Origin of the sequence: uncultured Anaerobiospirillum sp. (genome assembly GCF_902485895.1) — a bacterium.
GTDB lineage: Bacteria > Pseudomonadota > Gammaproteobacteria > Enterobacterales > Succinivibrionaceae > Anaerobiospirillum > Anaerobiospirillum succiniciproducens.
Genome location: NZ_CABTML010000120.1, coordinates 1 through 25,990, shown reverse-complemented (window position 1 = coordinate 25,990; position 25,990 = coordinate 1). Strand labels below are relative to the sequence as shown.

Genomic DNA, 25,990 nt, shown 5'->3' with positions numbered 1-25,990 from the left:
GTAGCTTTAAACTAAGATACTAAGTATGTTGGCTAAACTCAAAGTCCTTAACTAAGAACTCACACAGATTGTCTGTACCTAAATTTTTAAAGAACTACAAAGCGCTTGGCTTTGCTTTTTTTTGTTTTGCTGCATCGCTTAGTGCGTTACAGCGAGGACGTATTTTAATGATTTGAACTCACGCGTCAACAACTTTTTTAATCTTTTTTACAGATTCTTCAAAATTTTTTAACAAAACCCAGTATACATGCGGTTTGTGACCTTAAAATTTTTTCAAACTTTTTGATTCACTCAGCACTTTTTGATTGCATTAATGCCATTTTTAATCAAATTGACATGATCTTGTTGTCTAAAACTCACCGCAAACTGATTGTTATAAGACCCTATTTTCATGCATTCATAACAAAATGAACACGATTTCATTTGATTAAATACTGAATGTGACGCTCTATAAGCCATCAGTTATGCATAACAAGCTTCTTGCTTCACTAACGAAGAAGAAGACTAAATGCATTCATGTCTTTTCTGCATGAATTGAAAAAGGGCTGTGCAGATAAATCTGCACAGCCCTTTTTAATTAATACAAGCCTAAGATTGTTGTATCGCGGATATCTACATTGAAGGCACCGTTACAAGCTTATTGAATCTAGCTTGGATCTTTTACCTCATACACAAGCTTTTACCCTTGTGATGAAGTCTTACCCCCTTGTAGCTGATCACCTTGAGCTTGACCATTTAATGGAGCAGCTTGATTGGCTGGTGTTGCTTTTTGTTGAGCTGAAGCAGTACGGTAGCGAACTGACTGGCAAACTAATTTGCCCTCATCATTAATATCGATACTGTACTTAACACCTGGCTGCATGTGTCCTGCAAGAATCATCTTAGACATTGGATCTTCGACACGGCTTTGAATTGCACGACGCAGTGGACGGGCACCAAATACCGGGTCAAAACCAACATCAGCAACGTAATCATACAGATGCTCAGCAAAATCTACCTCTAAGTTTACGTCCTTCAAACGTTTGATAAGAGAATTCATCTGAATCTTAGCAATCTGACGAATGTTCTCGTGAGAGAGTGGATGGAAGACTAAGGTCTCATCAATACGATTTAAGAACTCAGGCTTAAAGTTTTTCTCAAGGATAGAGAAGATCTTTTCCTTGATCTGTTCATATGAACTTTTACCATTCTCCTCTTGAATCATTGAAGAGCCAAGGTTGGAAGTCATAATGATTACAGTGTTCTTAAAGTCGATAGTTCTACCTTGGCTATCAGTTAATCGTCCATCGTCTAATACTTGTAATAAAGTATTGAACACATCTGGGTGAGCCTTCTCAATTTCATCGAGCAGTACAACAGAATATGGACGACGACGAACAGCCTCAGTTAGCTGACCACCTTGCTCATAACCAACATATCCAGGAGGGGCACCAATTAAACGTGCCACATTGTGCTTCTCCATATACTCAGACATGTCAAGACGCACCATAGCATGGACATCATCGAATAAGAACTTAGCTACTGCTTTACATAGCTCAGTCTTACCAACACCTGTTGGACCTAAGAACAAGAATGAGCCAATTGGACGGTTAGGATCTGACAGACCTGCTCGGCTACGGCGAATAGCTGAAGCGACAGCACGAACAGCCTCTTCCTGTCCAATTACACTCTTATGAAGGTTCTCCTCCATTCGCAACAGCTTAGCTCTCTCACCCTCCATCATCTTGGACACAGGGATACCTGTTGCGCGTGATACAACCTCAGCGATTTCGTTATCAGTTACCTTATTTTTGAGGAGCTCAGTCTTTACTCCCTCAGCCTTAGAGCTGTTAGAGATCTTTTGCTCAAGCTGTGGAATAGTGCCGTATTGCAGCTCACTCATACGAGCAAGATCACCATTACGACGAGCCACATCAAACTCATGACGAGCTAAATCCAATTGCTCCTTGAATTTCTGAGTTCCCTCTAATAAGAGCTTCTCATTCTTCCAAATACCATCTAAACGCTGGTACTCAGTCTCAGCCTTGTTAATATCAGCATCGATTACGGCAAGACGCTTTTTAGAGGCTTCATCGGTCTCTTTGGCAACGGCCTGTCGCTCCATCTTAAGCTGAATCAGCTTGTGATCTAATTTATCCAAAGGCTCTGGCTTAGAGTCAATCTGCAGACGAATACTTGCTGCAGCCTCATCAATAAGATCAATAGCCTTATCTGGCAGCTGACGATCTGAAATATAACGATGAGATAAAGTTGCAGCCGCTACGATAGCAGGATCGGTAATTTGCACATGGTGATGCAGCTCATAACGCTCTTTAAGACCACGCAAGATAGCAATGGTGCTTTCAACGCTAGGCTCTTCTACCAATACCTTTTGGAAACGACGCTCTAAAGCGGCGTCTTTTTCAATAAACTCTCGATACTCATCTAAGGTAGTAGCACCAACACAATGAAGCTCGCCACGAGCAAGGGCAGGTTTGAGCATATTGCCCGCATCCATAGCGCCATCACTCTTACCAGCACCAACCATAGTATGAAGCTCATCGATAAAGAGAATTACCTTACCGCCTTGCTTAGCTAAATCGTTGAGTACACCCTTTAAACGCTCTTCAAACTCACCACGGTACTTAGCACCAGCGATCAGTGCGCCAAGATCTAAAGAGAGCACACGCTTGTTACGCAGTCCCTCTGGAACTTCTCCTTTAACAATACGTTGTGCCAGTCCTTCGACAATTGCGGTCTTACCTACGCCAGGTTCACCAATGAGCACAGGATTGTTTTTAGTACGACGCTGCAGAACTTGTAAGGTACGACGAATTTCATCGTCACGACCAATTACTGGATCTAATTTGCCCTGCTCTGCACGTGCAGTTAAATCAATAGTATACTTCTCTAATGCACCACGTGTGGTTTCAGCATTTTCATCGTCGATGTTGCTTCCAGCACGTACTGTCTCAAATGCACTTTGCAGCTTTTCTTTGTTTAAATTGCACTTTTCGAGAATGCGCTTTAAGTCATTCTCGGTTTCCATTGCTGCAATGACGAATATTTCTGAAGAGATGAAAGAATCTTTATTCTTCTGTGCTAGCTTATCGCACAGATTGAGCATCTTGCCTGTTTGAGGGGACAGCTGTAAATCGCCGCCTACACCCTGTACACGAGGAAGATTATTGATTGCCTGATCTAACAGGATCTTTACAGCCTGTGGATCGGAGCCAGCTAATGTCAGCAGTGGACGAATCGAGCCGTCTTCCTGGTTAACCAGAGCAGACATGATATGTACTGGCTCAATAAACTGATTGTCGTGACCAACTGCTAACGATTGTGCGTCAGATAAAGCCTCTTGAAACTTTACAGTAAAACGCTCCAAACGCATATCGTTCCTCCAAATGTTAGTAAATCATCAGGATAAGAACAACATACCCACCGTTTCCACTATATTGATGCAGTGCTTAGTAAACTTGCTTATCTAAATAGCAAGTTTCAGTCTTTAGCACTTTGTTCAATGTTAAACGCAGCAGAGATTGTCACTGCTATTAATATTGCTCTTTCCTACACTTAAATATGTGGGGATTGAGTAACCATTTTTAAAGGGCTAAAGCGTAAAAAAATATTTGCCAAACCATATCTAGCTATCCTTAGCATACATATGGCTTTTTAAGACGGCTAATCTCAGAAGATATAAAAACACTCCTACAGTTTTTTGCCACCCCACCCATACCTTGCCTATGGCAGATGAGTTTCATGTAAGCTTTTAACACTGCCTAATTGATGGCACTGGCAATAAGTTAATTATGCTTGCAACTGATTAAAGAGCGAACAGCTAGCGCCTTTTGATAGATGGATGGTGCCTTTATTTTTAGCTTACTCTGAAGATTTATCTTTCAACCTTAACTATCAAAAAAGCCACCTCGCTAAAATGCTTGGCAAGAGGCTGTAATGCTGGTCGTAAGTGAGCTGATACTCAGCGACTAATTTAGACAGATAATGGATGCCATGCGACCCGTAACTTTCTCTTTACGATAAGAGTAGAACACTTTACTTTGCATATAAGTGTCGCAGTGGCCACCAAAAGGTCTTGAAGTTACGCCATGGCTTTCAAGCTCGATAATGGCTAACTTGTAGATATCACATAAGTACTTTGGCCCGCCAAGCTCAGTCTTTACTCCGTCACGGAGAACAAAAGCTTGTGAATGTGCAGGATGCTTAGCCTCAAAGATAGCTTTAACCTCAGGACCTACTTCAAAGGAGGATGGACCAATAGCTGGTCCTAAATATGGAACAATGGTGCTTAGCTCAGCGCCTAGCGACTCCATAACATCAATGGCATTACCAATAATATTGCGCTCTATGCCCTTCCAGCCACAATGAATTGCGGCAACTACATCATTGCGCTCATCGCATAACAAAAGCGGCAAGCAATCTGCTGTCATTACGGCTAAAGCCGTCTTTTTAAGCTTGGTAACTAGGCCGTCACAGTTGAAGATCGGAGTATCTAAATTAGACTCATCAACAATGGTCACATCTGATGAATGAGTCTGCTCCATAAAGCACAGGCGTTCAAACCCAAAATCAGCTTTAACTAGTGCTCTATTTTGCATCACCTGCTCGTTATCATCACCCACATGATGCGCTAGGTTAAAACTATCATATGGAGCAACACTATTGCCTCCAAGCCTAGTGGTATAAAAAGCGGTTACATCATTGTTAAAGCAGTCGATCACCATGTAACGCTCTTTCACAAGGCAGCTTTTAACCTTATCTGTTAATGCCTTGAGATCATAGCGACTGCTATTAGCATTTATATTTAGCTCTGACATGATGATCTCCTGTTTTTCTTAACCATGGCATGCTTAGCTCACATCTGAGCACCGCATTTAACTCACCTAAAACAAAAGTGTCTTTTCGATGATACTCATTAGTATGAACACAATTATCTTAAATGCTCATACTACACATTTAAGCAACTAGAGCTGTTGACCTAACTCTAGTTGTGATCATTTGATTAAGTCTTATCTACGTCTATTCAGTTGAGCTAATGCAAAAATAAGCGCAACTTATACACCTTAAATGATGCCGTTGGCCTCATAGTCCTCACGGAGCAGATCTAACAAATGAGTCATCTCCTCAGGAAGCGGGGCATCAAAGCCAATGATCTCTTTGGTGACTGGGTGCTCAAACTCAATGTGGCTTGCGTGCAATGCCTGATGACGGTAATTGTTTAATGCCTCATCGAGCTCTAAAGAAGCGCCGGCAATATGCTTAATACGACGACCACCATATTGAGTATCACCAAGTAAAGGATGGTGTAAGGATGCCATATGGACACGGATCTGATGAGTACGACCAGTCTCAAGACGTAACTTTAATCTTGTATGGGCACGGAAGCGCTCCATAACACGATAGTGAGTTACTGCCTCACGGCCCATGCCTTCAGGCATAACTGCCATGCGTGTACGCATATTCATATCACGGCCAATTGGAGCATCGACGGTGCCACCTGCAGTTAACTCGCCTTCAACAATAGCCTCGTACTCTCTAACTACTAAGTGCTTAGCAATAGCCTTAGAAAGATGATGTTGTGCTACTTGAGTTAGCGCAATAACCATGAGACCAGAAGTGTCTTTATCAAGACGATGTACAATACCTGCTCGTGGCAGTGTAGCTGTTTGAGGGAAATGATAGAGCATGGCATTCATGACGGTACCATTCTTAATACCAGCACCTGGATGAACCACGAAATTGATTGGCTTGTTGATAACAATCAAATCATCGTCCTGATAAACAATGTTCAGTGGCAGATCCTCTGGTAGAGCATCGAGACTTTCTGGCTCTTTCATTAGAACAGTGATCTCTTGGCCGGCAGAGAGCTTAATACTTGGCTTAGTCTCAACCTTACCATCAACGCTCACTCGTCCCTCATCAATAAGAGTACGTAAGGCGCTACGTGAATGGTTTTCAATCATGCCGCCTAAAACAGCGTCTAATCGAACACCATGGAACTCGTCAGTAACTTGCAGCTTAATCTCTTCGCTCATCTTCTCACCAGCTAACACCTCAAGAGAGGCAATAATTAAATCTTAAACTATAAAAGTCATTTATAGCTTAGTTCCCTGAGATCTTATCTGCAGGGTCAACATCTATGCTTGAGCTTTAAACTTAAATAGGCATGAAAAAGCCTCTTGTTAGCACCAAAGCAAAAGAACACGCACTAAATCCTTGCTTAAGCTAAAACAGCGATGTTCTTTTAGTTAAGCAAAGCTACCACCCAGGTGCTACCTAGATAGAACAATTAAGCTTGTTTAATTAACGATTCTTAGCAACACCATCATGTACTTATGTTAAATAAGCAGATCTATGCAAATCGTCGCACCGAAATGCGTGCTTAACTTACTCGTAAGATCTTAATGATAGTTAAGATATAGCGTAGATGTTATGTATTAGATATTTGATGCCATGCATTTAGATCACTTTAGATCTAGCTGCATCTCATGTGTCTCATACTCAAATCGAATGCGCTTTATGCACATACTTTGTCAAATCAAGATAAGGTCAGACACTAACCAAAACCTTGATTGTTCATATAGGTTTCTTGAACTTGAAAAGCTCAAGCTTTTACAAACTTGTGCACATATTAACAAAAAAGCCCCTGTCCTTTCGAGTTTACCTCCAGGACAAGGGCTTTGGCTTTGCTTGTTTGAACTGGTCAATGTAACAAGGTCATGGCTTTATACCACTGATAACTTGTTACTCTATCTACTTAATTGAAATCTATACTTGTATCTCTCAATGTATGAAGTCAACTACTAGAATTATCTTGTTTGCGGCAAATTCCGTAGTTTACGGCAGATATATGCTAATAATGAATGACTTACCGAGCTTTGGCGATCTTTACAATTTTTAAAAAAGATCACACTCTCATGCGGCAAGTTCAAACACTTTTATAAGTCATATAGCCTATCTAAGATCTTAAGATCGTAGTTTCCAAGATCTCAAGATCGCAGATCTTGCGATCTTATATACAAAAGTCAGGCCGACTTTTAACCAAGATCTCAACAAGCGATCAAATTATACCCTACACAACAAAGAAAAGATCTCCATGCTTACACTGATCTTTACGCACAAAGCCCTTATTTACGCCCCAAAAACAGCATACAATCCTATGATCTTTGGCACTTATCCGCGATCTCAACTTTCACTATTCACCCCCACTTTATTAGCTACGATCGTCACAATCTTAAGATCTCAAGAAACCTTACTTAAGATCTCGACTTTCAATATTCACCGCCACTTTACTAGCCACGATCGCCACAATCTTAACTTCTCAAAAAACCTTACTTAAGATCTCAGCCCTTTCTAAGATCTTAAAAAACATAACAATGGCCTAAAAACGCCATCCTCAGAGTTTGCTAAGGGAGAACATTGCCTCAGCTAAAAAAACAATCTTACTGTTCGTCAATAACAAAAACAGAAAGATCACCGATCGCCACTTTAGCGACTCATTTCATCAAGATAGCTGGCTATACCTTAAGATCCATACCTTAAAATCCATACCTTAAGATCTTCCCCATTCAATAGCCATAATAAGGATAGATTACAGCACTACTATCTATAAGATCTTACAAGGCACTTGACGATTAGGCTGCTGCATAATTGCAATGTAAGCAAACAAACGCTGCCCATGTCATGATGAGAAAGATCACAGTGACTACATATTTCTTAGCACGTATGTCTGAGATCAAACTAATGCTATGAATCTAGTACTCATCTTCAGAAAGCTCACGTTTCATACGCTCAAGAGCTTTAATTGACGATGCAGGAGAAAAACCTCGACGAGTTAGGTAGGCAAGCGCCTTATTACGCTGAGCATAATCTAGTTCGATCATTGAATACTTCTTTACTAGTGCTTCATAAGCAAGATCATCCCAATCAACCTCGGCTATTTGATCTGAGACTAATGAAAGATCAGCCCCTTTTCTCATAGCCTCATAGCGCAGCTTATTAGGACCATATAAAGCAAATTGCATATGGCGAACGAGCATCTCTGCATAGCGCTCATCACTCTGATAGCCATTTTCCACGCATTTTGTTAAAGCCTCATCTACAGCCTCTTGCGTGTAATGGCGTAAGGCTTTTTGCTCTAACTCACTTTGTGAGTGTTCTCTCTTAGCAAGTAAACCTACCATGTAATTGAGGGCATTAGCTGCACTAGCATCAGGCTCTTTTTCCTTAGCAGATGCTCCTTTTTTAGCGCTATATGATCTTTTCTGCCACATAGTAAATGATCTTCCTTAGGTAAAACTAAAAAAGAAAGCTGCTTGAACTTCACGCATATAAGCGCTCTATACCCTGTGCAGCTGTTGTTCTCATAATACATAAGATAAATACAGCAACGGCAGCCATACCCAAAGCATCAGCAAAATGCTGCAGCTTTGGCTATGACTGCCGTTGAGAAGAATAAGTGCCTTAAAAGCTTTTTAAAATAGCGCTTTATGCTGTCTTAAAAGAGCTTGTGCAAGGCTTGAGAAAGACTACTTTGTACAAGTAATCCGAGGTTTTGCATGGCTATGCTTAACCAAGATCTCAAGCTGCTAGAAATAGGCACATTCGTTAAATTAGAGATCTTCAGGAATCTCGTTAATGAGCTCTTCATCCTCAAGATCCAGAGGTGGTAAATCATCCATATCTGCATCTGGAGATGGCTCTGACTCAGTACCGATCTGTAGATCATCTTCGTAGTCTGAGTTCTCCTTGAAGTGCTTACGAATCTTGGCCTCGAGCTCATCAGCAACTTCTGGGTGCTCATCTAAGTAGCGGATAGCATTTGCCTTACCCTGGCCAATCTTATTGCCATTGTATGCAAACCAAGCACCGGTCTTCTCAACAAATTTGCACTGCACGCCAAGATCTAATAACTCGCCATTCTTGGAAATACCGTAGCCAAAGAGAATCTGGAACATTGCGGTCTTGAATGGAGGAGCAACCTTATTTTTAACAACCTTAACCTTGGTCTCATTACCAATAACAGTCTCTTTCTCCTTAATTGGAGTGGACTTACGGATGTCTAAACGTACAGAAGCGTAATACTTAAGTGCATTACCACCAGTAGTGGTTTCAGGGTTACCAAACATCACACCAATCTTCATACGTAGCTGATTGATGAAGATAACCATACAGTTAGACTGCTTAACAATACCAGTGAGCTTACGTAAAGCCTGAGACATTAAACGAGCCTGCAGACCAACGTGGTTGTCACCCATATCACCTTCAATTTCTGCCTTTGGTACTAAAGCAGCAACTGAGTCAACAACGATAAGGTCAATACCACCAGAACGAACTAAGGTCTCACAAATATCTAAAGCCTGCTCGCCAGTATCTGGCTGAGAAATCAGCACGTCATCGATCTTAACGCCAATCTTACGAGCATAAATTGGGTCAAGAGCATGCTCTGCGTCGATGAAGGCGCAGACTAAGCCCTGCTTTTGAGCGCAGGCAATGGTCTCTAAGGTTAAGGTGGTCTTACCTGAAGATTCTGGGCCAAAGATTTCAATAATACGGCCCATTGGCAAACCGCCAACGCCTAATGCCAGATCAAGAGTTAAAGAACCAGTTGATACTGCCTGGATCTCCTCAAGCTCGCCCTGGCCAAAACGCATAATGGCGCCCTTGCCGAACTGACGCTCAATGTGCTCCATTGCAGCCTCAATCGCCTTAAGCTTTTTAGGATCTGCGGTTAAGTTAGAAGCTAATTTGCTGCTTGAAGTAGCACCTGATTCCTTAGCTTTGGTCTTAGTTGCGACTGCCATAAGACATCTTCCTCAATTCGGGTTTCACATATACTGTCAGTAAGTATACTCAGTGACTAAGTGATTGTAAACAGATATTTTAAATTGCGAGTATATTTTTTAAGTGTACTTGTTCATATATAAGCATTTTATTCTTAGCAAATGTAGCTATATATAAAATTGATCTATAGGCCATTGCATGGGAATATAGCTAGTTTAATGAACAGGACGCTTTCATCGCCCGCACTATTAAATGTATATAAAGTATACTTTATATCCTAGCATGTTTAAATTTATATGCTAGTTATATGATGACAACAAAATCATCGTTAAAGTAACTACCTTAGCAGCACAGATTATAAAGCACTACTAAGCACTCATACGCACTGCTGCGATCTTAAAGATAAATTTTGCCCTGAGCTAAGTCAGCAGCACGAACTGCAACATCAGCATACATCTACTCTTATATATCTATATGTGAAATGATAGCTGATAAATTTAACTAGCTTACTATGCTATATCCAGCCTCTTGCAGCGATTTAGAGGCACTTAAAGTAAGTAAGCCATTTAATGCCTCACAAACGGTGCTGTGGCGAACTTGTTCACGATCGCCGTCAAAGAGATGGCGTTTTACAAAGCAGTGTTCATCACAGCGACGTTTAAAAGCTATATAAACAGTACCAACAGGCTTTTCTTGAGATCCGCCTGTTGGGCCTGCAATACCTGTTACAGCTACTGCAATATCAGCATCAGATCCCTTAAGTGCACCCTTGACCATCATACATGCCACGATCTCACTCACGGCCCCATAAGAGCCTAATGCCTCTTCACTGACACCGAGCATATCCATCTTTGACTTATTAGTATAGGTAATGAAAGAGCGATCAAACCAAGCTGACGAGCCCGATACTGCTGTTATAGAGGCACTAATAAGTCCACCAGTACAAGACTCTGCAGTTGCAAATACATGCTTATGTAAAGCGTAGTCTTGAGCAAACTGCTCTGCAAGCTTAATAGTATTATCCATCCCTAACCTCTTGTTCGTGAAACTTGTGTACAAGATAGCTCTTAACGCTCTTTTGCTCGTGATACAGCGATCATCGTCAACTACCATCTTATAACTTACAGACATCAATTAGATCTTGTTGCAACAAAACAGTATAAAAAGCGCATTTATCTTAGCGTTTAAGATAATTATCCCACTTTCCGTGCATATTCAAGAATCTGTGACAAAATACACCCCGTCTATTGTTAGTTTGATCAAGAAAGTGAACAACTGCATAGCCAGTAACTAGCTTACTTGAGATAAACAGCAAATATTTACGCACTTAATTACAAAAGCATAAGTGCGCTTTGATTGTTTTAGTTTCTAAGGCGGTAATCATGTCTGATGTTAGCAATGTAGCCTCTTTGACGCCTATGATGCGTCAGTACTTCGAGATCAAGCAACAGTACCCAGACACTTTAGTGTTTTATCGGCTTGGAGACTTTTATGAGCTCTTTCATGACGACGCTAAAGTCATCTCTGACTTACTAGATCTGACTTTAACTCGTCGTAATAATGTGCCCATGGCAGGTGTTCCATTCCATGCTGCCGATGGCTACATCGCTAGACTCATTAAGCTTGGTAGATCTGTGGTCATCTGTGAGCAGGTCGGTGACAGAGCCACTACCAAGGGCATGATGGAGCGTAAGGTAAGTCGTATTATCACTCCTGGTACTGTCACCGATGAAGGTATGGTACCTGAGCGTGAAGAGAACATCATTGCCTGCATATTTGAGCAAAAGGGTGTCTTTGGTCTATCACATTTAAACATTAGCTCTGGCAGATTTGTCGCTAGTGAATATCAGTCTCTTGCAGATTTAAGTGTAATGCTCTCAAAACTCTCTCCTGCTGAGTTGTTATACCCAGAGCGTTTCACTTACTACAAAGATATTCAAAATATTCTTTGTCGAAAGGCCCTACCACTATGGGACTTTGATTACGACAATGCAGTGACAGCCTTGTGTAAGCAATTTAACACCATGAGTCTTAATGGCTTTGGTGTTGATAAATTACATAGCGGTATCTGTGCAGCTGCAGCTTTGATTAACTACGTTAAAAGCACGCAAAACACTGATCTTGAACATGTTAGAGCCATCTCCTTAGAAGAGAGCAACTCTCTTGTAATAATTGATAGAGCTGCACGTAAAAACCTTGAGCTTACCGAAAGCCTATCTGGTGATCTGCGTGGCTCCCTGCTTGGAGTTTTAGATAAAACTTCAACTGCCATGGGTTCACGTCTGCTTAGAAACATGCTGTTAAACCCACTGCGCAATAATACTGAAATTGAAGGCCGTCTAGATTTAGTCGAGGCCTTATCGCATGCTAACAAACGCTTTGACCTTAGCGAGCTACTCTCTTCTATTGGTGATCTAGAGCGTATCGTAGCTAGAATTGGATTACGCTCAGCAAAACCTCGCGATCTGTCTACCTTACGAGACTCTCTCTCTTTACTTCCAGAACTAAAAGAACTGTTACGTACCTGCATACAGCAGACTAGCGATGCAGGCGCACAATCTAGTGAATACGAGAACACTGACAATAGCAATGCTACAGCACCTGCACCAGCATCATCATCAGCATGTGCTGACACTGTATCAGCATCGGACGATGTAACTACCTCAGAAGAAGTTGCACCGGACACTTGCTCAGCAAAAGACACAATAAATTCAGGCACAAAGAACGACAAATATCGCGACATACTTATCAATAAGGCCGAAATGCTGCCAAAACTAGATGAGGTTTATGAGCTGCTTAAAAAAGCTATTGCCGAAATGCCTGCCTTATTAGTGCGTGATGGCGGTGTGATTGCCTCTGAGTATAGCCCTGAGCTCGATGAACTTAGAGAACTGCAGTCAGGATCTGAACGTATTCTTATGAAGATCGAGGAGCGCGAGAAAGAGCGTACCGAAATAAGCTCCTTAAAAGTTAGATTTAATAACGTTCATGGCTTCTATATCGAGGTATCTAAAGCCAACTCAGATAAGGTACCAGCTGACTATATTAGACGACAGACTCTTAAAAACTCTGAGCGCTACATCACTCCTGAACTTAAAGAGCTCGAAGATAAAACTCTTTCAGCTAAAACAAGAGCATTGTTGCTTGAAAAAGAGCTCTACGATCAAATTGTAGAGGAACTCATTAAGCACCTGCCAGATTTAAGTGCCTTTGCTCATAATGTAGCTGTTATTGATACTGCCCTGTCTTTAGCTAAGTGTGCACTTGAGCATCATTATGTTCGTCCTGAACTTAGCAGCGACAACATCATTAAGATTGAGCAAGGTCGTCACGCTGTAGTTGAAGCGATCAGTGATACCCCATTTATTGCCAATAGTTTAGAACTCTCTCCTAAGCGTAACTTAGCAGTGATCTCTGGACCTAATATGGGCGGCAAATCGACCTTCATGCGCCAAGTAGCCTTGATTGCCATCATGGCGCGTATTGGCTCATTTGTGCCGGCCAAGTCAGCAATAATTGGTGATATTGACCGTATCTTCACCCGTATTGGAGCATCTGATGATCTGTCATCAGGCCGTTCTACATTTATGGTGGAAATGGAAGAGACTGCTACCATTCTCAACAACGCCACCGATCTATCCTTGGTGATTATGGATGAGGTTGGTAGAGGCACATCTGGCGCAGAAGGCTCTGCTATTGCCGAAGCCATAGTGCAGTATCTGGCTAAAGACATTCATCCTAAGACTATGTTTGCCACTCACTATGCTGAGGTCACTACTTTAGTAGAGCTCTACCCTAACGCCTTTAAACTTTGTTTCAACGCCAAAGAATTCAATGGCAAGATTGTCTTCCTCTATCAAGCAGAAAAGGGCAGACAATCAAGATCATTCGGCATTGAGGTAGCACAGCTTGCAGGCGTTCCTGTAAAGATCACCAAAAAGGCAATTGGCTTCTACATCGCCAGAACCAAGGAGCTCGATAACGCCAACATCTTTACTCCACCACTGTTAGCCACTAACGATTTAGGTAATTTAGACAACGCATCAGACAACAATGCTTCAACAGAGAATGCTCCTGCATCTCAAATAGCTGATGCAAAACAGAAACAGGCAACCTTAGAGGCCAAACTCATCGAAGTCCAAGCCCAAGCTGCAGCACTTCAAGATGAACTGTCCAAAGCCCAAAGCCTCATGCAGTCCATCAAAGAAATTGACCTTAACAGCCTAACCCCACTTCAGGCCCTAAACACTTTGAGCTCTCTCAAAGAAAATATTGCCAAGTAAAGGAATATCTGGTACTAAAGAAATATAACCAACTGCGTTAACCTTTAAGTTTAAAACTCAAATGACACAGCCTTTAGACAACATTAATTTATGGCCTTGTAGATCAAATATACAACACTCTAAAGTATCTACATCATCAGATGTATGCTCTGTTGGAAATGTTATTTCATACATCTCAGATAAATCTATTGACTTAAAATACATTCAAAGATGTAGAAAACCTAGTTGGGATTTGGATGAACAAAGCAAATTCATTGAATCCCTAATTATAGGATTCCCTACACCGCCACTATATTTTAATGTGAGTGACAATACTAGTTGGGCAGTAATTGATGGTTTAGAACGACTTATTGCACTAAAGAGCTTTATCACTGATAAAAACTTAAAAATTAGCAAAGTAGAGTTTTTACATCATCTTGAAGGAAAGTATTTTACCGATTTACAACCAGCAACTCAGAGACGATTACTTGAGGCCACTATTTTTGTAATAAGGATTGCTGAAGTTGGCAGCTTTGTTAGCATCAATTCTATTTATCAAAGACTAAATAGAAAAAGATCTAACGCAAATAGAAAAAGATATAACACAAGCGATTTTGAATTAATTTTCGCTCAAGCAACACCAAAAACTTGGGAGTTTTTTGATAAATTTAAGCCACAAATTAACTCAATCTTTTGTAACAAATTAGATGGGCACAATCCATACATAAAGATACTGGATTTTTTTAAGTCACTACGCATACACCAATCATTTTGTGAGCAGTCTGCTATTGAAGAAAAACTACAGCGAAATGCAGCCATTTATGACATTAACAACTTTGACGATCGCTCACTAAATGAACTTGGAAAACTTTTCAATAAAGCATTTGATAGATTTATTGGCATATATGGGAAATATCCATTTGAGACTGAATGGATGGAGAAAGGCATACAATTTGACCCTCATATGCTCTTTGATGTGTGTATGCCAGTATTTGCTATTATTCCAGATAATAAATGGGATCAAGTAAAACTACATACGCAGATATTTTCTCATAGTACTTTAATATCAATATGTGAGAAATATAAGAAAGAAAATCCGTATGCTATTAGTCATTACGACCAAACTACTAATACTCAAAGAATATTTTTAAAGCTGCTCATAGAGTGATACATATGCTCAAGTTTATCAGTATCAAAAACTTTAAAGCGTTTGAAAGCCAACAATTCCACCTTAGCAATTTAAACGTAATTGCAGGCGTTAATGGCGTAGGAAAGTCCTCATTTATCCAAAGCCTATTACTTTTACGACAGTCATTTGATAAAAACGTTTTGCAAGATGGGCTATTACTTAACGGTGACTACGCCAAAATTGGTGTAGGTAGTGATGCTTTTGCTTATGGCGTTAATGGGTCAAATATCTCTTTTATTGTAAGATGGGATGAACTGCCAAATAAAAATGTTTTTTCTTTCAAGTACGAAGACTCAAGCGATTTTCTCATCAGCTCTGATAAATATGATACATATGACACAAATATATTATCTACGCTTAGTCTTTTTAACAATCATTTAAGATATTTATCAGCTGATCGAGAAGGCCCAAAGGATAGCTATGACTGCTCTAACTACCACGTTCAAAGGTTAAATTCAGTTGGCATAAGAGGAGAGTACGTTCCTCATTTTTTACATAACAACCCAGGTATGCTGCTTTCTTCTGAAAAGTTAAAACACCCAGTTGCTATAGATATGACTTTAAGTAGCAACATAAATGCTTGGTTATCTGACATTTCGCCAAATCTTAAAGTAGATGCTGTTAAAGATGTTAGAACGAATAAAGCTGTCTTGAATTACTATGTAGATTTTAATCAAGGTAATGAGTCTACTAACAATATAAAGCCAAAGAATGTGGGTTTCGGCATATCTGTCGCTCTTCCTGTCATAACAGTTCTTCTTAGCTCTAAACCTAATGACTTAATTATCATAGAAAATCCAGAAGCGCATCTGCATCCATATGCACAATCTACAATAGGTAGGCTATGCGCAGCAGCAGCTTCTAACGGCGCACAAGTTATTTTAGAGACACATTCTGATCATATATTTAATGGAATCAGAGTAGCCATAAAGCAAGGAGTTATAAAGAACGATTTAACTTCTGTTTTTTATCTTGAACGTGATCGCGATGGAAATAAATGTTTCTCTTCTCTAACAAAGGCTGAAATTGATAGTGAGGGAAGACTTAGTCACTGGCCTAAAGGTTTTATGGATCAGTGGGATAATGACTTGGATGCATTATTATGAGCTTTAGTGTTATTTTTAATCATCATTCTTTACCTTTCAAAAGCAAGCATGATGCATTGAATAACATAGAATATTTCTTTGAAACCTATACCGAAATTACAAAATTTGGCATACCTATTCTTCTTTGTCATGAATATATGGGAACTAAAATTCACCAAATAGAAGTAGCGCCAAATTACTTAATTTCTCAATGGCTCAAAGAAATAGATCAAGGCAACAGAGAATTAAAAACTAGAGTTAAATCCTTGGAGCTAAACACTCCAATGCTTCAGGATGAAAAAGAAATTGACATCTCAGAAGGCATAGAGATCAAGTTAAACAAAGACTCTGACTCCCTTGAATGTCTTGTAGCAGCACATATTAAAGATACACTTCTGATTAGTTTTAAATCATCAGATTTGTGGAGTAAAAATGAAATTTCTGCTTGGAAATTTGATATACACAATAGCCCAGAAAAATATCAGCTAGAAAATGTAATCATACCAAATCTTTTCAATTGCGCTTCTGTTAATTTTCACAAGATTAAACTAGAGTCATTTAGAAACAACTCCCTTCAAACTGCCAAAGATATTCTCCAACACAAAGATGAGTATTTCCCATATATTGAACTACTACAAGACGAAATCTATCGTACATTGTCTTGTTGGAGCGGGACTATGACAGTCTTGAATGAAGTTAAAGAGTCACTCAGTGTACTTAATGCCTTTTCGGAAAAACTTAAAAAAGGCGAATTCAACTATTACTGCGATGATTTTTTATTTGATCTGGGTCTAAACCATAAAATAAGCGATGAGTCCCAAAGCACTAAGAACAACCCGAAAATGATGTTAGAAAGACGTGCTTACTCTTCAGATGGTGATGAGATATACTTTACACACCATATTAAATTATCAAGCGGTTATAGATTATATTTTTATGTCGATACCAAGAATAAACAAGTATTCGTAGGGTACCTTGGAACTCACTTATCTACAAAGAAGTATTAATTTCCCCTAAAGTATGACATTACAACTAGTGGCAGAATTATCAAGGTCGGCAAATAATAAGTCATGGTCACAACATGAGCAACTATACTATTCCATGTATTTGCACAACATATCTAGCCACAACAGCAAATTAAGTTATACCTTTTAACTTAGCAAACGCGCTTCCTTTATTCCACAATAAATTTATTTGTACATAATATTGGATACACTCTTGATTACCTCTGTAGCTTAAAAAAACATGGTTTTAAGCGTCTATTTATTCTTTAGATTGCTTAAATTAACTTTAGTTTTTCAAATAAAAAAGGCAGATCAATTGATCTGCCTAATTTATTTAATGGTTCAGAAATTTTATTACTTAGGTAAGTAGCTTACTGGGTTTACTGACTGACCACGGTAGCGGATTTCAAAGTGCAAACGAGTTGATGCTGCATCAGTGTTACCCATACGAGCAATGTGCTGACCACGCTTTACCTTTTGACCTTCCTTAACCAGCATTACGTCATTGTGAGCGTATGCTGAGAGGTACTCATTATTGTGGTTGATAATGATGAGATTACCAAAGCCACGCAGAGCGTTGCCAGAGTAAACAACCTGACCGTCTGCAGCAGAGAGAATTGCCTGGCCACGGTTGCCAGCGATATCAATACCCTTATTGCCCGTTTCTGCAGTTGAGAACTGCTCAATGACTTTACCAGTTGTTGGCCATGACCAGGTTACACCTGCAACTTTTCTAGTCTTGGAGTTAACAATTGGAGTCTGTGCATTTACTGGAACCTTTTGAGTTTGAGTTTGAGTAGTGGTTACAGTAGTTGCAGGCTTGCTATTACCCTTTTGAGTTGTTGTTGTAGTAGTTGTCGTGGTGGTAATTGAGGTACCAGCCTGAGCAGTAGTGCTTTGAGGCTGACCTGCTACTGGCACTGAAGTGCCAGCCTTATTAGGAGCAACACCTCCGCCTGCATCAGCACGTGACAGAAGAATCTTCTGGCCTAACTTAAGATTATATGGAGGCTCTAAATTGTTAACGCCTGCTAAGAAAGACACAGACTGATTATTCTTACGCGCGATGGAGTACAAAGTGTCGCCTCTTTGCACGATGTAGCTAGGTGCCTCTTGAGCCTTTAAGTTAAGCACCAGCACTTGGCCTAAAGCTAAGTTGTATGGTGGAGTAATATTGTTAATCTTGGCTAAAGAGTGATAATCGAGACCATAGCGGAATGCAATTGAGTAAAGAGTGTCACCCTTAACTACAGTGTAACGATCTGGGCTATTTAAACCACCGCTAATTGCACTTTGAGTAGCTGGAGTAGCAGCGACATCTTTATTGGCAGCTTCACTATCAACCAATAACCAATTGCCAGAGGCTTCACTAGGCTTTGGCTGAGGCTCTTGAGCTACTGTTTGGCTAGACACTGTAGTAGAGCTAGAGTACACAGGTTCATCTGGTACACCACCAATTAAGGTAGCGCCACCGTTATTAACCTGCGGAGCAGGAGCAGGAATAGGCGCTGGTGCTGGTGCTGGTGCTGGTGCTGGATTGTAAACAGTAGTTGTTTCGTATACCGGAGTCTCTACAACAGCACTGTCAGTTACAACCGGAGCTGGAGCCGAATTTGTAACACCGCCTTCATAAATACCATTATTGCCCATAGTGGTAACTGGGCCGGTTCCACGATTGACTGTAGTTTGTCCTGATGAGGTCTTGGTGATATCAACAACACGGCCTGAGTGGCTGTAATTCTGATTTGAAGTCTCACATCCTGTAACTAAGGATACTAACAGAGACATTACCATCATATTCATAACTGTGTACTTCACAAAAAACCAACCTCTACTGTAAACAGACGCACACTGTAGATTTTTAACCATGAGCAGCATTCTAATAGCTCATGAATAAAACACACCAGATCTCATCCAATTAAGGCTATACCTTTGGCAAGACCGATAGTTATGGAATGACATCCATAACTATAAGTTCTATGCATACACTTTACATGAGATTCACATAAGATTCCATGACTAAGCTCATCTGCTCAAAGCTTGACTACACGATCATCTTATATGCGATGTAAACCACGACTAAAGCAACGCATGCCCAGCCAATAATATCAATATAGCGACTGATCGCCTTCTCCATACGCTCACCACCAAACTTGATGATGCCAGCTTCAAGGAAGAAGCGCAGGCCACGACCAACTAAGGACACTAAAACAAAGTTAATGATTGTCAGCATACCTGACGAGCCAGTAGCCGCAACGCTTTCTGCAGCAACCACACCTGTTGTCACTGCAATGACCTTATATGGTACAGGAGTGAATGCACCAACAAAAATCATCAAAATACCGTACTCCATGATAAACCAATTGCGTACGGTGGCCATGGATTGCTCATAATTGAGCCACTTGATGAGATCTGCAATATAAGGATCGTAAATAAAATAACCTAGATAGTATCCAACCACTGCACCGGCAACTGAAGTTGCAACAGTGACAGTTGCATAATGCCAGGCTCTGTTTGGTCGCGCCAAACACATAGGAGCTAGCATTACATCAGGCGGAATTGGCCAAAAAATAGACTCAATAAATGAGTTAATAGCTAAAAACCATGGGGCTTTCGGGTGCTTTGCTAATTTGATGCATAACTCGTAAAGGCCCGAAAAAAGATTTAGTTTCACAAACTTGCCCTGTAATTAAGGTAAACAAATGATGATATATGCCAACAACAGCTGCATTAGCATATAGCAAGCGCATACTCTTAACAAAGACTGTGCAAGTCAGAACTAAGAGCGATTGCATACGTAAGTTAAAGCATAATTGTTCATTGCTTACGTAGTCGGCTCTGCATCATACTAAATAAGAATTAGGCTTGAATGAGAAGCACTACCGCTTCACATGCAATGCCCTCTTTTCTACCTACAAAACCAAGCTTTTCGGTAGTAGTAGCTTTAACGCTCACCTGAGATAAGTCGCATTGCAAATCACTAGCGATATTAGCTCGCATTCCTGGCTCATACGGCATTAGTTTCGGGGCCTGTGCCATAACTGTAATATCAAGATTGCCAATCTTATAACCAGCTGCAAACATGCGTGAGGCAACGTCTCTTAACAGTACTCTGCTATCAATACCCTTAAAGCTATCATCATTATCTGGATAAAGCTGGCCAATATCGCCCATAGCAAGGGCTCCTAAGATAGCATCGCACAACGCATGCAATACCACATCTCCATCAGAGTGCGCAACGAGCCCAAACTCATAAGGAACTGCCACACCTCCTAAAATACATGGCCCATCTCCACCAAAGCGATGCACATCAAAACCGTGACCAATTCTCATATAGGCCCCTTAATCACAAATTAAACAATAAGCCAAAACAATGCGTATCCTATGTACAAGCACTTAATTCAAATAGAAGTCATTTAACACATAGGTCGTAACAGGGGTAATAAACAGCTGATACCTAATCACTAAATCAACTAAATCATTACCATCAATCAAGGTTATAGGTGTTCCAGCGCGTGATGCCTCTCTGGCATCTTTTGTAAAGCGACCATTAGTAATAAATACACCATAGTCTGCCTTGAACTTATCCATTGCCCCCAAAAATTGATTTATCTCTGGTGCGCTTACAGGTATGGCGTTGTATCGTTTACATTGGATAACTACTCTAGTGGTTCTAAAGTCATTATTATCTTTATGATAACCATAGCCATCAATGCCACCGTCTTTACTGATCTGCAGTCCACGCTCAGTAAAAGAAACTCCCATTTTAGTTAATAAAGCGCGAGAAAAATCCTCGAACTTCTTTGGACTCATCACTGCAATTGCTTGCAAAAGAGTTTCTTTGAAATCACTCAAAATCTGATCAGCAGAACTAGCCTCATCACCATATTCAACTGTAGACTCCTCACATTTACTTTCTGTTTTTTTAATAAATGGTCTATTCCATATTTTTTTACATGGATTGATGATGTCGTTATCAATATCAATCTCTTCTAAATCAACATTAAGACCACGTTCAGTTAAAGTAATAGACGTGCTTCCTTTTGAATAGGTTAGATATTTAACAAAGGATAACGCTTGAATAGCAAAATTAAACTTGAACGTAAATTCCTTGTAGGTATTACCAGTTGTTTTTGAAGTTTTAGTGACTTCAGAGAAAACAGCAATCTGCTCATCTAATTCGCAAATCTTGTTTTTTATTTCTCTTCGCTCTAATTTGCCACCTGCTTCTTTTAATACTGAAAGAATTGGCTTAATCAAATATGCGATTTTTCCATCTGAAGAGCACTTACTTAAATCTACGTCCATTTACTCCCCCAAATAATTGCAATTTTATTATAGTAACACGTTGAATGGAGGATTGTTATTAACAAGCTATAACCCCCAAAATATGTACAGTGTACATACCGACAACTTCACGTTAGTAATGCCCATATATCATATGTTAACACCAACACAACCATCAAAGATTTGGTGCACAATAAGACATTAATGCTTTTACCAATAGAAGGTCAGCAGGCTCTGTAACTTTGAAATTAAGCGTGCTGCCCTCTACAAGCATGACTTTATGTCCCTTAAGCTCCATAGCAGAAGCTTCATCAGTAATAAACTCAGGATGAGTTTTAAGCGCCTCATTTATCGCCTTGATAAGATCTTTAACTCTAAAAAACTGCGGGGTTTGTGCGCGGTACATCTTAGAGCGATCAACTGTCTTACGGACGTAAGGTAGCTCAACTGTATCTACAGTTGCCTTAGAGCCTTCTTTAAGTGTATCAGCAACTTTTGAGACCAAAATGCCTCCCTGATAGCCTTTGTTGAGACCATCAGCGACGCTATATAAAAGCTTTTCGATATCAAATAAAGAAACTAACGGACGTGCTGCATCATGCACCATAACCCACGGCGTCTTAACGGTCTTTAGACCGCATAACACACTATCGACGCGTTCTTTACCACCAGGAACAGTCACAACCCTATTAAGATCGCCCAAGCAGGTAAACTTGAAGTACTCATCCTCAGGACTGATTACCACAATTACTCTGCGCACATAAGGGCTTACTAAAAGCTTGAGAACAGTGTGCTCTAAAATACACTTGTCATCGAGTTTTAAATACTGCTTAGGTACTGCACTCCCCATGCGCTTACCCACACCAGCAGCAACGACGACAGCATCAATAAAACCATCGCTTATCAAACTCTCACGGTCAGTAATGGTACTGTCACTTGCATCACTAATATCTGCATAATCCTTATGAAGAGCACCTTTTTCAATAAGCTCCCCAGGATTATGCTCTGAATTGAATGCTAATGAGACCAGCTCCTGCTGAGTTCCGGATAATCGGCTTCTAGCCTCAGAAAATAATAAAACTGGTGAAGATTGCTCAGGATTATCAGATGATTTAACTGAAGAAGCATTAACTTCCGCAGTGTCACTTTCATTATCTGCACTTTGCTTTTGCTTAGGTAAAGCATCCTTTCCGACAAAATCATGGTCTGCACGCAAGGCTTGCTCGATGCCACGCTCGAATGAAATAAGCTTACGCAAGAATAATTTGTCACTACCCTCTTGGCACATCTTGGTAAGCTTATCTACAAAGCCAGGGTACGTTAGTTCAAGCTTTTGTAGTTCACCAAAACGTTCAACGGTAATGTGCTTAATCTTTTTTCCAACACGCACACTACGCTTAAGATAAACATACTGGCGGCCACTACTAGGGCTTTTCACTTCAACGTACATACAACCCTCTATTTCTGAGCAGGAAACTTAAATCCACTTTCCTCAGAATACTCTAGCACTGTTTGTATTTCATTAAAATCGATATCTGGCAAGCTACTAAAGATAGGGTTCTTCCTACTTTGTTCTATATGCAAAGGAACTGATTCTACATTATCAGGTAATAACTAATAATCAGGATTAGAATTTATTCTATATTATTAATTAAAATTAAGCTCGCCATTAACTAAGAAAATATTATGCACAACATATTTATATTTTCTTAATATACTCTACATTTAGCCACAACATGAATTTCACTAGGCACACTTCTGCATTAATAAATATTCATTGAGCGAATCTTCTCATCAGTAGCTAAAACACGATAGAAACGCTCATTTGGTTTTATTAATCCGAGTTCACTTCTAGCTAGTTCTTCTACTGCAATAGAACCCTGCATAAGATCATTAATCTGATCTGCAATATCCTGGTTTTTTTGCTGCAGCTGTAGTGTTAATAATTGCTCTTTTTCTAATTGTTTTTCAACTTCTTTATACTTTTGAATTCCATTGTGGCCAAAATATATGTCATATACAAGAAAACAAGCTATAGCAAAAAGAACTAGCGAAACGAGTCTCATAGAAGCTCCGTAACGTTAACGGCTGCATATAAAAGAGTATATTCAATAGGCATCTAGCATAATACTCATTTTCTGTACATACAATAAAGGCGCTAGCATAGCTTCGCGCCTTTATTGTAGTTTAAACTAAACAGTAGTACTTAGCTTATGAATGCTGTTCCTGATACTTCTTAGCTGCAGCAATGAAACCCTTGAATAATGGATGGCCTTCACGAGGGTTTGAAGTAAACTCTGGATGGAACTGAACACCAACATACCAAGGGTGGCTAGGCACTTCAACAATCTCAACAAGCTTATTGTCAGTAGATAAACCTGCGATATTTAAGCCGCAATCAGTAAGCTTGGAGATAAGAGTATTGTTAACCTCATAACGATGACGGTGACGCTCTACAATGTCATCCTTTCCATAAAGCTCGCGAACCTTTGAGCCTGCCTTAAGGTGACAAAGCTGTGCGCCTAAACGCATAGTACCACCAAGATCTGATTGATCAGAACGCTTTTCAACATTGCCATCCTCATCTATCCACTCGGTAATCAAGCCAACAACAGGGTAAGGTGTATCCTTGTTAAACTCTGTAGAGTTAGCATTATCAAGATGTGCTACGTTACGAGCATATTCAATGATAGCGACCTGCATACCTAAGCAAATGCCGAGGTATGGGATGTTGTTTTCACGTGCATAACGTGCAGCAATAATCTTGCCTTCTACTCCGCGAGAACCAAAGCCGCCAGGAACTAAGATAGCATCAATACCTTGAAGCAACTCCTCGCCACGTGACTCAACATCTTCAGAGTCAATATAGCGAATGTTAACTGATAACTGATTCTTAAGACCACCGTGCTTTAAAGCCTCGTTGATTGACTTATATGCATCAGGGAGCTCAATGTACTTGCCAACCATACCAATAGTGACTTCACCAACGGTATTAGCCTGCTGATAGAGAACATGCTCCCACTCGCTAAGATCGGCTTCTTTGCACTCAATATTAAAGCGATCGACAATAAACTGATCTAAGTATTGGCTCTTTAATAAGGCTGGAATCTTGTAGATGGAATCAACATCCTTAAGCGAAATAACTGCACGCTCCTGTACGTTACAGAACATTGCAATCTTATGACGCTCATGACCAGGAATGACGCGATCTGAACGGCAAATAAGGATGTCCGGTTGAATACCAATAGATAGCAGCTCTTTGACAGAATGCTGCGTTGGCTTAGTCTTAACCTCGCCAGAAGTCTCAAGATATGGGACTAAGGTAAGGTGCATGAACAGAGCATTCTCACGGCCAATCTCTACAGCTAATTGACGAATAGCTTCTAAGAAAGGTAATGACTCAATGTCGCCTACAGTACCACCGATCTCGACAATTGCGACCTGATTTCCCTCTGCACCAGCCAGGATTCGCTCCTTAATTGCATTGGTAATGTGAGGAATAACCTGAATAGTAGCACCAAGATAATCGCCACGACGTTCCTTACGAATCACATCTGAGTAGATACGACCAGTAGTGAAGTTATTGCGATGAGACATCTTTGTACGAATAAAGCGCTCATAGTGACCTAAATCAAGGTCGGTCTCTGCACCATCCTCGGTAACAAACACTTCACCATGCTGAATAGGACTCATAGTACCAGGGTCAACATTGATGTATGGATCAAGTTTCATCATTGTTACTTTGATACCACGAGCCTCCAGAACAGCTGCTAATGATGCAGCTGCGATGCCCTTACCAAGGGAGGAAACTACGCCGCCAGTAACGAAAATCAACTTTGCAGAAGAAGGTGTAGCAGACATGAACAGCTCCGTTGTTGTTGCTAAGTACAATCTTGTATTGTATCACAAATGGGCTGTAACAATTAAAATGCAACTATGCTCACAATTAGTTGAATAATGAGAACTTTGCAATAGCTATATAAAACAGTACTTTTGAATAAGGCTTAGCAAGTCCTACAGTAAATAAATTGAAGCTGTAGTCTTTAGCGATAAGAATTACCAGCCTTAAGTTTAATACCATAAATTGTCATACTGATTCATGTCCAGCTATGCTCAACTGAGCATAAGGTTTTTTCTGTTTTTAGCTCCTTTCGGTCTACCAGGCCTTTTCTTTGGTAGACGTGATAAATCAGGCATTGGGCCGATAAAGTTCATCTTAAACTCTTTGCTAACTCTATTTGTAGATCCTTTTGGTCGCCCTGCTTTCTTCTTTGGAAGACGTGACAAGTCAGGCATCGGGCCAACAAAACTGTTCTCGAATGCAAGATTGCTTTTGTTTCGACTACCACGTGGACGTCCACGACCTCTCTTTTCTGCAGC

At 40.3% G+C, this 25,990-nt stretch carries 17 protein-coding genes and 1 pseudogene; 4 read left to right on the top strand and 14 right to left on the bottom strand.

Annotated elements, in window-relative coordinates; translation table 11 throughout:
* Window positions 1-802 precede the first annotated feature (802 nt).
* The 6 genes and pseudogenes from clpB to RDO37_RS10280 form a co-directional block, all read right to left on the bottom strand.
* Window positions 803-3,373, bottom strand: a pseudogene (clpB, locus tag RDO37_RS10305) (ATP-dependent chaperone ClpB); the annotation flags it as partial.
* 595 nt (window positions 3,374-3,968) lie between these two features.
* Complete coding sequence (gene pgeF, locus RDO37_RS10300) at window positions 3,969-4,817, bottom strand: peptidoglycan editing factor PgeF (protein WP_308499016.1); 849 nt, start codon at window positions 4,815-4,817, stop codon at window positions 3,969-3,971.
* Window positions 4,818-5,063: 246 nt separating this feature from the next.
* Window positions 5,064-6,035, bottom strand: a complete 972-nt coding sequence (rluD, locus tag RDO37_RS10295) for a 23S rRNA pseudouridine(1911/1915/1917) synthase RluD (protein WP_303074932.1) — start codon at window positions 6,033-6,035, stop codon at window positions 5,064-5,066.
* 1,719 nt (window positions 6,036-7,754) lie between these two features.
* The gene (locus RDO37_RS10290; RefSeq protein WP_308499015.1) at window positions 7,755-8,273 is read right to left on the bottom strand and encodes a regulatory protein RecX; all 519 of its coding nucleotides are present in this window, start codon (window positions 8,271-8,273) and stop codon (window positions 7,755-7,757) included.
* A 339-nt stretch (window positions 8,274-8,612) separates the two neighbouring features.
* Entirely contained in the window at window positions 8,613-9,692 is a 1,080-nt protein-coding gene (recA, locus tag RDO37_RS10285) for a recombinase RecA (protein ID WP_044121950.1), read from the bottom strand.
* Between the two features lie 592 nt (window positions 9,693-10,284).
* Window positions 10,285-10,809, bottom strand: a complete 525-nt coding sequence (locus RDO37_RS10280) for a CinA family protein (RefSeq protein WP_308499014.1) — start codon at window positions 10,807-10,809, stop codon at window positions 10,285-10,287.
* Window positions 10,810-11,165: 356 nt separating this feature from the next.
* On the opposite strand from RDO37_RS10280, the gene mutS reads away from it, so the two are divergent.
* The 4 genes from mutS (at window position 11,166) to RDO37_RS10260 (ending at window position 17,326) form a co-directional block, all read left to right on the top strand.
* Window positions 11,166-14,066 (top strand): DNA mismatch repair protein MutS, encoded by a 2,901-nt coding sequence (gene mutS / locus RDO37_RS10275; protein ID WP_308499013.1) that lies wholly within the window; start codon window positions 11,166-11,168, stop codon window positions 14,064-14,066.
* 61 nt (window positions 14,067-14,127) lie between these two features.
* Window positions 14,128-15,213 (top strand): DUF262 domain-containing protein, encoded by a 1,086-nt coding sequence (locus tag RDO37_RS10270; RefSeq protein ID WP_308499012.1) that lies wholly within the window; start codon window positions 14,128-14,130, stop codon window positions 15,211-15,213.
* 5 nt (window positions 15,214-15,218) lie between these two features.
* Complete coding sequence (locus RDO37_RS10265; RefSeq protein ID WP_308499011.1) at window positions 15,219-16,340, top strand: DUF3696 domain-containing protein; 1,122 nt, start codon at window positions 15,219-15,221, stop codon at window positions 16,338-16,340.
* On the top strand, window positions 16,337-17,326 hold the full coding sequence (locus RDO37_RS10260; RefSeq protein WP_308499010.1) for a hypothetical protein: 990 nt from the start codon (window positions 16,337-16,339) through the stop codon (window positions 17,324-17,326). The genes RDO37_RS10265 and RDO37_RS10260 overlap by 4 nt, the downstream gene beginning before the upstream one ends.
* Before the next feature lie 351 nt (window positions 17,327-17,677).
* On the opposite strand, the gene RDO37_RS10255 is transcribed toward RDO37_RS10260, so the two are convergent.
* From RDO37_RS10255 to RDO37_RS10220, 8 genes are all read right to left on the bottom strand, one after another.
* Entirely contained in the window at window positions 17,678-19,141 is a 1,464-nt protein-coding gene (locus tag RDO37_RS10255) for a peptidoglycan DD-metalloendopeptidase family protein (protein WP_308499009.1), read from the bottom strand.
* A 226-nt stretch (window positions 19,142-19,367) separates the two neighbouring features.
* Window positions 19,368-19,856, bottom strand: a complete 489-nt coding sequence (locus tag RDO37_RS10250) for a DedA family protein (protein WP_308499017.1) — start codon at window positions 19,854-19,856, stop codon at window positions 19,368-19,370.
* A gap of 326 nt (window positions 19,857-20,182) precedes the next feature.
* A complete protein-coding gene (gene ispF / locus RDO37_RS10245) occupies window positions 20,183-20,656 on the bottom strand; it encodes a 2-C-methyl-D-erythritol 2,4-cyclodiphosphate synthase (RefSeq protein WP_308499008.1) in 474 nt (157 codons plus the stop codon).
* Window positions 20,657-20,719: 63 nt separating this feature from the next.
* Window positions 20,720-21,631 (bottom strand): restriction endonuclease, encoded by a 912-nt coding sequence (locus tag RDO37_RS10240; protein WP_308499007.1) that lies wholly within the window; start codon window positions 21,629-21,631, stop codon window positions 20,720-20,722.
* Between the two features lie 154 nt (window positions 21,632-21,785).
* Window positions 21,786-23,060: a 2-C-methyl-D-erythritol 4-phosphate cytidylyltransferase gene (gene ispD / locus RDO37_RS10235; protein ID WP_308499006.1), complete on the bottom strand. Its 1,275-nt coding sequence runs from the start codon at window positions 23,058-23,060 to the stop codon at window positions 21,786-21,788.
* Between the two features lie 313 nt (window positions 23,061-23,373).
* The gene (locus RDO37_RS10230) at window positions 23,374-23,676 is read right to left on the bottom strand and encodes a septum formation initiator family protein (protein ID WP_027940329.1); all 303 of its coding nucleotides are present in this window, start codon (window positions 23,674-23,676) and stop codon (window positions 23,374-23,376) included.
* A 145-nt stretch (window positions 23,677-23,821) separates the two neighbouring features.
* Window positions 23,822-25,471: a CTP synthase gene (locus tag RDO37_RS10225; protein WP_027940330.1), complete on the bottom strand. Its 1,650-nt coding sequence runs from the start codon at window positions 25,469-25,471 to the stop codon at window positions 23,822-23,824.
* Between the two features lie 252 nt (window positions 25,472-25,723).
* The coding region (locus tag RDO37_RS10220) for a hypothetical protein (RefSeq protein ID WP_308499005.1) at window positions 25,724-25,990 on the bottom strand (267 nt) is incomplete at its 5' end.